The organism is Pseudomonas sp. CCI3.1, from assembly GCF_034313985.1.
Taxonomy (GTDB): Bacteria; Pseudomonadota; Gammaproteobacteria; order Pseudomonadales; family Pseudomonadaceae; genus Aquipseudomonas; species Aquipseudomonas psychrophila.
The window spans coordinates 4,103,353-4,115,387 of the sequence record NZ_JAVIWO010000001.1; the positions used below are offsets into that span (position 1 = coordinate 4,103,353).

At 55.1% G+C, this 12,035-nt stretch carries 8 protein-coding genes, 1 tRNA gene and 1 pseudogene; 1 reads left to right on the forward strand and 9 read right to left on the reverse strand.

The genetic code is table 11. The features are described from left to right. Window positions 1-15 precede the first annotated feature (15 nt). The 9 genes and pseudogenes from RGV06_RS18855 to RGV06_RS18895 form a co-directional block, all read right to left on the reverse strand. Window positions 16-2,244 (reverse strand): hypothetical protein, encoded by a 2,229-nt coding sequence (locus RGV06_RS18855; protein ID WP_322150843.1) that lies wholly within the window; start codon window positions 2,242-2,244, stop codon window positions 16-18. Between the two features lie 657 nt (window positions 2,245-2,901). Beyond that, a pseudogene (locus RGV06_RS18860) lies at window positions 2,902-3,740 on the reverse strand (chromosome segregation protein SMC). 92 nt (window positions 3,741-3,832) lie between these two features. Then, the gene (locus RGV06_RS18865; RefSeq protein ID WP_322150845.1) at window positions 3,833-6,712 is read right to left on the reverse strand and encodes a DUF927 domain-containing protein; all 2,880 of its coding nucleotides are present in this window, start codon (window positions 6,710-6,712) and stop codon (window positions 3,833-3,835) included. Then, entirely contained in the window at window positions 6,709-6,993 is a 285-nt protein-coding gene (locus RGV06_RS18870) for a DUF3077 domain-containing protein (RefSeq protein ID WP_322150847.1), read from the reverse strand. The genes RGV06_RS18865 and RGV06_RS18870 overlap by 4 nt, the downstream gene beginning before the upstream one ends. Before the next feature lie 531 nt (window positions 6,994-7,524). Next, complete coding sequence (locus RGV06_RS18875) at window positions 7,525-7,860, reverse strand: hypothetical protein (protein WP_322150849.1); 336 nt, start codon at window positions 7,858-7,860, stop codon at window positions 7,525-7,527. Next, complete coding sequence (locus RGV06_RS18880; RefSeq protein WP_322150850.1) at window positions 7,857-8,123, reverse strand: helix-turn-helix transcriptional regulator; 267 nt, start codon at window positions 8,121-8,123, stop codon at window positions 7,857-7,859. The genes RGV06_RS18875 and RGV06_RS18880 overlap by 4 nt, the downstream gene beginning before the upstream one ends. A gap of 79 nt (window positions 8,124-8,202) precedes the next feature. Then, window positions 8,203-9,123, reverse strand: a complete 921-nt coding sequence (locus tag RGV06_RS18885) for a hypothetical protein (RefSeq protein WP_322150852.1) — start codon at window positions 9,121-9,123, stop codon at window positions 8,203-8,205. A gap of 242 nt (window positions 9,124-9,365) precedes the next feature. Next, the gene (locus RGV06_RS18890; protein WP_322150853.1) at window positions 9,366-10,607 is read right to left on the reverse strand and encodes a tyrosine-type recombinase/integrase; all 1,242 of its coding nucleotides are present in this window, start codon (window positions 10,605-10,607) and stop codon (window positions 9,366-9,368) included. Between the two features lie 167 nt (window positions 10,608-10,774). Further along, window positions 10,775-10,859, reverse strand: a tRNA-Leu gene (locus tag RGV06_RS18895). 106 nt (window positions 10,860-10,965) lie between these two features. Between RGV06_RS18895 and queA the strand changes: the two genes are divergently transcribed. Beyond that, window positions 10,966-12,027: a tRNA preQ1(34) S-adenosylmethionine ribosyltransferase-isomerase QueA gene (queA, locus tag RGV06_RS18900; protein WP_322150855.1), complete on the forward strand. Its 1,062-nt coding sequence runs from the start codon at window positions 10,966-10,968 to the stop codon at window positions 12,025-12,027. Window positions 12,028-12,035: the final 8 nt, after the last annotated feature.

Sequence of the window (12,035 nt, forward strand, 5' to 3'; positions counted from 1 at the left end):
GGCTAGTCCTTTATCCTACGGCTCAATGCTTGGCGAAGGTTGGTCGGTACTTTGTATGTGTAAGGCAGATGCGAGAGGTGCTGCTGACCATTGCGATGGTGCTTCATCAAGATCATCGTCAATGCTCTCTTCCTCGGCCTCAGAGTCGCTAGGGCTTCCTGCGTTTTCAGCCTGCTTTTTCGAGCGATTTTCGGCAATAATCGATGGCGTTTCTTCTACTGGCCGCTTGTCACTGAAATAGCAATTAGGCTCCAGCGGATGCTTGGTTTGAAATACGCCATAGGCCCTAAGCATCTCATTTTTTTCGAACTCCAGTGCGTCGCACAGGCCAAGATCGCTGTATTCCTCAGCAGGCAGTTCGTGAGGGTCGCAGAAGTCAAAGGGCTGATTGGCAGGTAAGCAACCTTCCAAATTGGCGAACCTGAACCACAGATATCTAGCAAAGGCTTTAAATGCGAGGCGCAAGATAGTGTTCTCGTACCAGGAGGCAAAAAGACTCTCGAGAAAGACCTCGACTTCCTCAACCTGGGGTAGTGATTCGAACGAGCGTACGATCAGCAAAGCTGTCGGCCAAGACAGCACGTAGTAGGACAGGCGGCTATCGCCGGTTTTATCGAATGAGATCCAGTAGATGTCGTTTTCAGACCAGATCACTTTGATGTGAGCCCCCAGGATTAACTCGTCGGGGGTGAGTCCTTTTTCGATTTCTCTCTCAAGGGCTAAGCGAGTCTGTCCCCAGCCACTCATGACGAAAATTTGTTGGATCAGAGGGAGTGTACTGAGTGGCCAGTTGGCCTTTCCGACCAGTTCAGCGGCTTTCTGGAGCGCACGGTCTTCGCGAGATATTGTGTTTGTTAGCCAATCTTCGGGTTCGGGAGTGGTAGCGTCCTCACCGTCGAAGATTTCATCTGGGTCAAAGGCGTATGCCGCGTAGTCGTCATCCAGATCGCGGAAGTCGTCCGTAACACTCTGGCTGTCTTCTTCGGGCTCCGCCCCAAGCTCGTAAATCGATAGATCCTGAATGTCATTATCAAAGTCGGTGGGATCTTCCGGATCCTCAATGCCCAAATTCCGCTGAGATGACGTTGGGATGTTTAGTTCCAGACCAGTCAGCGCAAGGTATTCAGCATCCTCGTCCTCATCGCTCTCGTCAGATACTGCATCGTAAGGTTGAGATGTGCTCGGAACCTCAGAGGCCCACGGCGTCGCTGGTTGTAGTGAAGGTTCATCAGGAATCGATGATTTCGATGGTTCTGGATCGCCGAAATCGGTTGGTTGAACAGCCATTAGTGGGCGCACCGATTTGTTGAATACCCTGACTCCGGCTAGCTCTTCTGCGGCTTCCTTTTCCTTCCGTGGATGAGAGAGCTTCAGAATGTTTTTTGTGGGTGTGGGCTGAGTGTTCTCATCCTTATCCGGATGCTCATCGTAGGAGTCCTCAGTAGCAGCCGGAGCGGTATCAGGTGCGTCAATGGCTTCAGGCTCATCGAGGAATGTTGAAGCTTCAAATGGCGTTGATTCTGATTGGCCCTCCCACCAGCCGTCAGTTTTCAAAGAGGGGTATTTAGAGGACGCTGTGTTCTGAATAAAGGTTAACGAATCATCGACTGTATCGGTCAATGTCTTGTCGGTCGGAGCTTTTGGGTTTTCGAGGGGTGTCAGATGCTCAGCTGAGTGATTAAGAAATGCCAAGTCACTGTCGGTTGGCAAGTCGTTTGTCGACTCTGCAGGCTCGATCTCGACAAAGGCCTGCTGTTGGCGTTTCAGAAGGAGGGCACGCTGCATTGCTTTTGCCCCATCTATGGGCCGGCGTTGCAACATGTACACACGACTGAGCAGATTCAGAGAATCAGGCTCTTCAAACGTTTCAATGGCTTCCAAGAGAAGCGACTCGGCGGCCTGCAACTTGCCAGACGCGACTAGGTCGTTGACGTCTTGGATGAGCAGTTCTTTGCTGCGTTGCTTGCTCTTGATCGAGAGCATCTGCGGTGCGCGATGTTTTTTGAAGTGGAGAATCAGCTCAAGCCTGCGCTGGATATCATTTGATGACTGATGGCTTTTCAGGAATTCGGTAAGGAGTGCTCTAGCTGTGGCGTGTTGCCCTAGAGTAATCAGAAGCGAAATGGCTTGGAGCAGGCCCTCTGAAGAGTGGCCTTTCAGGCACGCACGGATCTTCGTCTCCAGCTCTTTTGGATCCGACGCGGCGTAGCTCCACAGGCCGTCTAACAGTGCTTCCCAATCCATTCTCATACCGACTCCGTGACGACACAGCCAAGCTCTGGGAAAATCTTGGGCCGTAGGGTTAGCACTGCCCCATAAAATTGTGGCCTGTGTCGACCGTCACATTATCCAGACTGATCTTATGGGTAAAGTCAAACCGCCATCAAAAGGAGTTTTCATTGGCTATGCGGGCAACGCTTGCCCGTTCTTGGATTCGCATTAGTGCGTATGAGAAGTAATTCCGTTTAATCGGGCAGAATGACCGCTATTGGCCGCTAGAGGCCTGTCGCGAAGGCCGTTCAATCGGTCCAATACGGCGCTTCGAAAGAGGTAGGGAATATATGATTTTTTTTGGTGAGGGGTTGTAGTGCTGTTGGCAGAGATTTGAAGCTCAGGCCAAGGCGGAAGCCTAAAGGGCTTCCTCCTTGGAGTTAACTCCGTTTTGCGAGCTGTTGTTCTATGACGCTAATCTCTGCGTTGATTGCTGCAATCGTCATTGCCTCTATTTTTGTAGCTTTCCCTATCTTTGGCTTTACGACGTTTATTAGACCGTTTAGATGCGTTTTCCTAGCTTTCAGGGAATCCGAATAACTGATTTTGCTTTGTGTGGCAGCGTTCATAGCTGGCCCTCTAGGGTGACCGAAACGGTCTTGAAGCAAGGCCGTTTCGGGTTAATCTGTGCTACATAGCAAGTACGTCTTCAAAACTACGTTGATAAGAGCTATCGGACAGGTCGTTCCAGCTCCAGCGCCCGTTGGTTTCCCCCAGCTCAGGGATGTTCAGGTGGGACAGAGCTATTGGGTCGCGATCGATAAGGCGTCGAACGGCCCATAGCTTGTCGCCTACTTCGATCAGCGCTTTTGCGGCCTCATTCCACTTCTCCTCAAGCACTGTGTTTGCCAGATATGACGCTTAGTTTTCAATGCCTGCGCGCATTCTGTGCTTCGGTTATGTGCTGATCAATAGTGACGATTTCTTGCTCCAGTGCAGTAATAATCAGCTGTTGGCGACGATGATGCTCAGCGGCTGAGGTGAGATGTTTCGCTGCCTTTTGAGCATCGTTATTAGCGTTTTTCTCACCCTCTTCGTCACCCCAGGCGACTGCCTGTGCATAAGCTGTAGCGGCATCTGTCTCGGCTTGCCGAGCTTTTGCCATGTCCTCATGTGCTTGCTGACGGACCTGCTCCAAGCGCGTGCTTATGCTGTCACGTTTTTGGTTTAGCTCTTCTTCGTCAGCTTTCCATGTAGTGATGGCTTCGATATAGCCAGCCATCAGGTTCTGGTGATTGGCCAGTGTTTCTCGGCGATGTATCTTCTTATCGAGCGTATCGATGTCCCGCTCACGGTAGCCGACCTCTCTTTTTTTATCGGTGATTTCATACCGCAAGTTGCTTTCCAAACTTTGCAGCACTTCATAGTCTTCGAGTGCAGCCGCAAAGGGGGGCCAGTTCGCGCTCAAGTGTTACCTTCTCGAGAATTGTTTGTTCGCGGCGGTCTTTCAGTTCTTGGATCTCGTTCATTTGTTCTATCTCAATGTAATTCGATTAGGGGTTGGCTGAGTGGCTGGCGAGGCCGGGAGTAGGCCGGCACTACCTCGATCAATGGGCAACCGTCAGGCAGCCCTGGCCTCGCTCTCATCCGTCCCCGGAATCGTCTTTACTATGTAGCAGCGTTGCGTCCCTAGCCCGGGCAAGCGCACTGAGCACGAAGCCTTCCCATCCTTGTCGGGCTCCAGAACACCTCGACATAAAAGCTCTCTGTTCACTGCAGTGATGTTCATCCCTTTGAACACCTCGGTAGTCCAAGCCCCTGGCAGGATGTAGTAGGTGTTGGTGGTATGTGCTTCATCGCCCGAACCGCGCTCAAGTGACTTGCGAAAACCCAGCCTGTCGATGGTGCGCGGGCCGTGCTCGTCGATCTTGGCGGCGGCGGATTCCCAGCGGGTGAAGCGGCTTTCACCGAAGCGCTCAATGACTTGGCGCAGCCGAGCGATGATGGCGTCACCTTCATAGTTACCGGCGCCGCCCCGTTCATTCAGCCATGCGTTGAGGCAGACACGGGCTGCTGCGGTCGCGGTGCCGTCAGGCCAGCCGGTGATGCCCAGTGCGGTAGCCAGCTCACCAGCTGCAGCCGCTAGGCCAAAGCGTAGCGCAGCACGATGGGCTTGGCCGCTCGCTGAGGCTGGTAGGGACTTGGCAATAAACCCTTCAAGCGTGCGGCGCAGGATGATCGCCCAGCCATGCTTTTTTTCGGGCTCGCACAGCGCTGATAGAAAAGCAGTGAGCGGTGTGCCGTAGTACTTGGCTACTCGGGCCTTGAGTGCGTCAGAAAGGGCAGCAGCGTCCTCGAAACCATTCAACACATCGAACATGCCGAGCCCTTTACTGGCATCTGCAGGCACCGCGAGCATGCGTACTTCCATGCCTGCTTTGAGCTCTTTGTTGGCCTCGGCCATGTGTTGCGCCAAGGTTTTCTCGCCGGTGGAGAGAAACAGCAAACGCCACTCTTGAACCTGTCGGCCAGCTTGACCGCGATCGTTAGCACGAGCTTTGCCGGTGCCGTTGCCGAGCATGTATACGGTTTCGCCAATGATGCGCGGGTCGCACATGCCTATTTCGTCGAGTACCAGGAGGCCGTCCGAGTGCGCGGCAGCGATGGATTCCAGGGCGTTATCGGTCGAGCGCCATGACCGCACCAAGCGCGGCCCGCCGTAGATCGAGGCAGCGACTTGCAGGTGGGTGGTTTTACCGCCCGAGCTATCGCCGTACAGGTGAAAGCCGCCTGATTCATGGCCAAGCATGTGCAGCAGTGGTCCAGCAAACGCCACGCTGGCCACAAATGCCAAGCGATGATTGCCCACGCACAAGGCGCCGATTTGCTCTTGCCACTGCTCCAGGGTGCCAGCCTCGCTGATAGGCGGCATCTGGGTGCCTGCTTCATAGAAGTGCAGATGCTCAGTGTGGGACCCGACCTGTTGCTCTGGCAGTAGGAAGGCGCTGTCATGCCAGCCCAGTCGTGTGACCAAGCGTGCTCGCTGTGCGCTGTCGAAACCTTGGAAGTAGCTCTGCAAGTCGTTGCGTGCATTGCGGCTTGAGCGTGTACCTGCAAGGCGTAGGCCCATATCAACGAGCGGGCCTAGAACGTCTTTCCCGAAGTCGCCGGTCATGGTGCGCGCTGGAATGTTCCAGCGTTTTTTGGCCCCGTCCGGATCGTCAAACTCGACCAGCAATCCCCAGTTATGACCTTTGGCATCACGGGTACGAGCGAGTATTTCCAGTGGCGAGCACACAGGGCGCGACTCGCCATCTTCACCGGAATAAAACACACCTTCGTGAGTCAGACGAAAGCCGCTGGGTAGAGTATCGGTCTTGGGTTTCGCCGCACGCTTGGCCAGTGCTTTTACCTTGGTCTCTGCAGCCGGGGCAGACGCAGTACCAAAGAGTTCGCCGGTGCGCTCCAGTTCGGCAATGTGGCTCGACGTCCAGCCTTTGACGAGTGCGTCCGCTGCATCGTCGCCTTGCTCCCACGTACCGCCCTTGGCGAAACCGGGTAGATCATTTTTGAGGGTGGGTTTGCGTTTGAAGTTTTCCAAATCAATCACGCGAACTGACTCGGCGCCGATTGCTTCAAGTTTTTTAGCAACGGCCTCCATGCAACTGGTGCCGCTTGGATCGTTATCAGGCCACAACACTACGTTGCGATTTTTGAGAGGGGTCAGATCGGCTTTGTGCCAAGCATTCGAGCCATTTGGCCAACAGGTGGCCACGTAGTCAGGAAAGAGTTCGGCGGCAGCATCTGCAGCTTTTTCACCTTCGCATAGCACCACGGGTGCTTCTGCTTGCAAGCTCAGCTCGTGCAATCGCAGCAATGGGCGAGGCTCGGCCAAGCCTTGCCAGCGCCACTGTGTTACTTGGTTATCGGATCTCTGGCACCACGTTAGCGGAGCGAAGACTTTCTTGGATTTGCCGTCTTCGTCCAGGCCAAGGTCAAAGCGATAAAGCGCCATTAGGGGCTGGCCCTGAGTATCTCGATAGATCCAGACTTTGGACGGGGGGCCGTGCTGTCGGTGCTTGGCCGGGCACTTGTTCATGGCCTCGGTCGGGATCGGCTGAATCGCTTCCCATTCAGGCGCAGAGCTTTTAGCAGGTGTCGATTTTGATTGAGAGTTCTCAGCGCTTAGCCGAAGCAGATCCGCAAGTTTATTGCAGGCCTCCACGTCCGTGCAGCCATCCAGGTAGCGCACCAAATCAATCAGATCGCCACCTTTGTCACCGGTAGCAAAATCAGCCCAGGTGCCTTTGCTCAGGTTGATTTTGAGCGACCCCGCACGCTTGTCGTTGCGGGTGGGATTGGGTGCTGTGTACTCCTTGCCGCCGTCCACACGTTTGCCGTTGGGCAACCAGTGGGTGAGTACACGATCAATGTTTTGCTGTGCTGCGCGTTTAACCTGGGCGAACGTCGGTCGACGTGAATGGGGTATTTGGGGGCTCATAGGCCACCGTCTTGAGCGTGTTGCAGCCCCAGGGTGACGTCATCAATGAGTGCTTTGGCCATTTCGCTGAGGTAGTGCGAAGCCCATCGCATGGCTTCGTTGCCATCGTCCATAGCCCCCAGGAACGAGAGTGTGTTCACGCAGTTCATAAGGAGAGAGGCGTGCTGCAGCGCTTCTTCGCCCGAGACTCCGGGGTTGACGGTAAACAGGCGTTGGTTTTCGGTGTTGCATTTGGCGAAGGTGGCGCCGCCTACTGTCTGGATCAAGGCTGGAGAGGTCATAGGGCACCTCTTTTTGCAACGAGGGCGCGGGCTTTGGACATGTGGAGGTTGTAACGGGCGAGGCGGGTAGTGAGGCTGGAGTTGGCGTGTAAGGCGGCGAGAGCCATTGCTCGATGAGCGGCGGCGCGAATTTTGGACGGATTGAGGGCGTGTTTCATTTGGCGTAACTCCTGTATGTGAGGAGCTGCCACTGTTCGCCGTCAAACGAATGAGGGTGGCAGCTGTGCGCAGGTTGACGGACCGGGCATACAGGACCCCGGCAGACCCGAAGGTCTCCCACGCACAGCCGCCATAAAACGGATATGCGGACGCAAAAAAAGCGCCTGCAATCGATATGGGGGCGCCTATGCGCCTGTATGTACTCGGGCCGTCAAACCCGGTCGCTGATTTTTCAGCGACCAGAAAAGGGTAACGCTCCCTTTGGCAAAGCGCAACCGCGTGGAGTTCTTGCGGTACTTTTGGATGCGGCATAAATTGAGCGGGCATGTAGATTCACCTCAACGCCTCCGGTTGCAGCCGGGGGCGTTTTCGTTAGTGTTTGGTGTTGTTAGGACGAGTCAGGGTCAACCAGCTCAGATGCTGGCCTTTGCGGGACTCGGAGCGCATGTGCTCCAGCGCGTCAGGGTTAGCCAGCAGGTTGGGAATGAGCTGTTGTGCATCCTTGATCACCACTCCTGGTGGAGCGTCGACGGCGAGCAGCGCCCAGTCCAGTGAGGGCCAAACCAGAATCAGAACATGGGCGCCTTCGGCAATGGCCCGGTCACGCAGTGCGCGCAAGCTATCTCGGCCTTTAACGACAGTGGGCAGGGCATCTTCAAGAACGCCGACAGCGTCGAGGGTGGTGTGTGGCAAGAAGATAGGAGTCATGCCGCCACCTTGTTGCGCAAGGCGATACGGTCACGTGTCCAGCTCTGGACTTCCTCCAGTACCCAGGCAACAGGTGCGCCACGGGCGTTGCTGTTACTCAGCTTTACGGGAGAGGGAAAGCGGCTTTCGGGTTGCTGCATGAGTTTGTAGATGGTGGGGCGTGCAAGGCCGACAATGGCCATGACTTCATTGATGCGGATTAAGGTCGTTGCTGGGTCGCGCGGCGGCAGGTGGTTGATTTTTGAAGCGCGTGAATGGGTCATAGTCGTGCCTGTATGGTGAGAGACAGGCACAGGCTAGAGAGAGGCAGGAAAGCAAACACGGTTTGCTTTTTTTTGAATTTCAACGAGGCAGGAATTTGCCTTTCTTAAGGTATTTTCTGACGGTGGGGGGCGAAGCGATACCTTCGGTTTCTACCAGTGCTTTCACCAGTTCAGAAGCGGATATTTTTGGGTTTGCGACAATATGGCGTTTCGCTGACTGGCTCACTCTTGCGAATGTTTGCACGGCGCTCAATTGTTTCTCGGAGTTTGGCTTGCTGTTGGCTTTGCCTGCTGATGAAGCTCTTTGAAAGGCCTTTGCCGAAAATGCGTCGTTCAGTGGTTTGCACAAAAAGCCGGAGACGTTGAATGACTTCTTGGAGACGTCAATGCTCTCAATTTGCTGGCACAGCTCGGCCAGCATCAGCGCTCGTTGAGCGTCTCCCAAGCACTCACGGAAGGATTCACGGGCTTCGATTTCCACGTCTCTGTCTTTGAGGCGTTCCTCTTGGACGAGGGCGGCATAGTGCTTTGGGGCTGTTGCATGGAGATGGAGAACGAGCTCTTCATCCAAGTCATAGATGGACACTTCAGTTTCAAATAGCCAATTGGCAAGAACTGTTAAACCTTCTGTGGCCCGGACCAGCGCATAAGTGGCCGCCAGTTGAGAGTCTTGGGCGTTTCTGTCTACCTGGTGGAATTGCCTTATTACGTCTGGTAGTGAGGATGGATTTGCATAGCTCGCATGTTCGTCGATGGAGTCGCGAAGCCGATACATCGTTGCGATCACTGCTCCTGCATGGTCTGCGTAGCTGAGTTCTTCAAGCCAAAATGAGGTGGCATAGTTGATCAGGCCAAAAGCTTCTTTGAAGTGCTCATGAAACTGGGGGTATAAGGCTAACTCTCTTACAGCCTGTTCTATCTCGTCTTGCTCCCAAAGCAGGCTGCTGACATCGAAGCCTGCAATCTCCAAGACGCCATAAGGCATCTTCTCATCGTCCATTCGCTCGGCCCCTCGCCCAGATACCTTTGTATCTAACCAGCGCTTTTTCGTTACTGGTTTTCTCGGCCGGCAGCTTGGCGGTTGCGGGAGTCGTTACATAGGTTGGTCACGTTACACGCTGTGTACCTGAGTTGCTTTTGGCGTGTTACATGAATTTATTACTTATATTTCAAGTGGTTAGGCTTTATCGATACACGCGTAACACCCGTAACACTGAATTTCAGGATGATAGGGACACTTGTTCACACGGCCTTGCCAAAGTCAGCGTGCACCACATTGTCAGCGGCCAGCTTATCCAGGTGGTCGGCATACCACTGCATCATTTTGATGCGGTTATCGAGGTACTGGGCTTTGTTGTAAATCCCGGAGATGCCTTGTTCCTTGTGTGCCAGTTGAGCCTCCACGTGCTCTTTTGGCCAGCCATGTTCCCTCAGAAGCGTGCTTGCGGTATGGCGTGTGCCGTGGCCGACCAGACGGCTTTTGTAGCCTATGGTGGCGAAGACTTTGTTGATGGTGTTCTCGCTGATAGTCGGGTTTTTTGCGCCCACACCCGGGAACAGCCAGCGGCTACGCCCCGTTAATGCTCGTAGCTCAATCAGGGCAGCAGTAGCTTGAGTGGGCAGGGGACTAACAAAATCCCTGCGCATCTTCATTTTCTCTGCTGGCGTGGTCCACAGGCCTTTATCAAGGTCAATCTCTGCCCATTCGGCACAGCGGACCATACCGGGTCGTGAGGCTGTCCACAGGCAGAGCCACGCCGCCGTACGGGCAGTCAATCTGCTGGGGGTGTTTTTGAGTGCTTTAAGAAACTCACCCAGCTCATGCTCGAGGAGGTGAGGGTGCTGCTGGGTTTTGGGGGATTGGGCGGCGATATCGCGTAAGCGGCTACCCGGGTCGTTCTCCGTTAGCCCCAGTCCAATGGCTCGCCCAAAGATCTGATTGACCCAGGTGCGGCATTTTTCGGCGACGTTATGGGCGTCGCGGGCTTCTAGGGTGGCCTGCAGGTCAGCGCAATCGGTACGGGTGATGTCGTCGAGCGGTTTGTCACCCAGTGCCGGGAGTATGTCTTTATCGAGGTAGGTGCGGATTTTGTTGAGGGTGGAGGGCGCGAGGCCTTTTTCTTCTTTGGCTTTGAGCCATGCCTCAGCTGCAGTGCGGAAGGTGCGGGTTTTGGCGAGGTTGATGGCGGCTTTGGCTGAGCGTTTCTGTTCCAGTGGATCGGCACCGCTACTCACTACTTTGCGTAGTTCAGATGCTTTCTCTCGTGCGACGGCGCCGCTGATTTCGGGGTAGCCCCCGAGCCCCATCCACGCCCAATTGCCCGCCGGGCGCTTGTAGCGTAATTGCCACGATTTGCCGCCGTCCGGTTTCACCCTGAAGTAGAGGCCGCTTCCATCGAGCTCTCGATATTCTTTCGACTCCGCCTCCAGCCCGGCCAGCGTGGTATCAGCCATGGGGCGGCGCTTGATGTCGGCACGTTTCATTATTCTTGTATCCCAAAGTTAGGACTTTTTCTCAGGATACAAGGAGGGATACAGGGATACAACGGATAGGGGGAGACAGGGGTAGATCGTCAGGCACAAAAAAACCGGCTCGGGGGCCGGTTTCTCTGTGCTGCAAGTCCTGGTAGAGACTTGCAGGTACTGCTATATGGTGCCCCGAGGGAGACTCGAACTCCCACTCCTTTCGAAAACGGATTTTGAATCCGCCGCGTCTACCAATTCCGCCATCAGGGCTCAATGGCGGCGAAGTATAGAGATGAGGTTTAGGTCGGTCAACAACTTATTGGTCTATTTTTACTAAGTCCGTTAAACTCCCCGGCCCTGCTAGACGAAACCTATCATGCGCGTTGCTGACTTTACTTTCGAACTCCCTGATTCGCTCATCGCACGCCATCCTTTGGCGGAGCGCCGTAACAGTCGCCTGCTGACCCTGGACGGGGAGAGCGGCGTACTGGCACATCGTCAATTCACTGATTTGCTTGAGCATTTACGCCCGGGCGACTTGATGGTGTTTAACAATACCCGGGTGATTCCGGCTCGCTTGTTTGGCCAAAAGGCCTCGGGCGGCAAGCTGGAAATTCTGGTTGAGCGAGTGCTCGACAGTCATCGGGTGCTGGCGCATGTGCGCTCCAGCAAGTCGCCAAAACCAGGGTCGAAAATCCTGATTGACGGTGGCGGCGAAGCCGAGATGCTGGCGCGCCACGATGCGTTGTTCGAGCTGGGCTTTACCGAAGAGGTTTTGCCCCTGCTGGACCGTGTCGGGCATATGCCATTGCCGCCTTATATCGATCGCCCGGACGAAGGCTCTGACCGCGAGCGGTATCAAACGGTCTACGCGCAGCGCCTGGGTGCTGTAGCCGCGCCAACCGCTGGCCTGCACTTTGATGAGCCGCTGATGCAGGCCATTGCGGCCAAGGGCGTTGAGACTGCATTTGTGACCTTGCACGTGGGCGCGGGTACGTTCCAGCCGGTACGGGTTGAGCGTCTTGAAGATCACCATATGCATACCGAATGGCTCGAAGTGGGCCAGGATGTGGTCGATGCCGTGGCTGCATGCCGCGCACGCGGTGGCCGGGTAATTGCCGTGGGCACCACCAGCGTGCGTTCGCTGGAGAGTGCCGCGCGTGATGGCGTGCTCAAGCCGTTCAGTGGTGATACCGATATCTTTATTTTCCCGGGCCGACCGTTTCATGTGGTCGATGCGCTGGTGACCAATTTCCATTTGCCGGAATCCACGCTGCTGATGCTGGTTTCGGCGTTCGCCGGTTATCCCGAAACCATGGCGGCCTACAAGGCTGCGGTTGAGCATGGGTACCGCTTCTTTAGTTACGGTGATGCAATGTTCATCACCCGCAATCCTGCGCCGACGGCTCCTGCCCCGGCCCCTGAGGATCAAGCATGAGCAACTGT

Coding starts and splice junctions, on each gene's coding strand:
- RGV06_RS18875 (WP_322150849.1), bottom strand. CDS start 7,860: ATGACTCCTATCTTCTTGCCACACACCACCCTCGACGCTGTCGGCGTT.
- RGV06_RS18855 (WP_322150843.1), bottom strand. CDS start 2,244: ATGGATTGGGAAGCACTGTTAGACGGCCTGTGGAGCTACGCCGCGTCG.
- queA (WP_322150855.1), top strand. CDS start 10,966: ATGCGCGTTGCTGACTTTACTTTCGAACTCCCTGATTCGCTCATCGCA.
- RGV06_RS18865 (WP_322150845.1), bottom strand. CDS start 6,712: ATGAGCCCCCAAATACCCCATTCACGTCGACCGACGTTCGCCCAGGTT.
- RGV06_RS18890 (WP_322150853.1), bottom strand. CDS start 10,607: ATGAAACGTGCCGACATCAAGCGCCGCCCCATGGCTGATACCACGCTG.
- RGV06_RS18870 (WP_322150847.1), bottom strand. CDS start 6,993: ATGACCTCTCCAGCCTTGATCCAGACAGTAGGCGGCGCCACCTTCGCC.
- RGV06_RS18885 (WP_322150852.1), bottom strand. CDS start 9,123: ATGGACGATGAGAAGATGCCTTATGGCGTCTTGGAGATTGCAGGCTTC.
- RGV06_RS18880 (WP_322150850.1), bottom strand. CDS start 8,123: ATGACCCATTCACGCGCTTCAAAAATCAACCACCTGCCGCCGCGCGAC.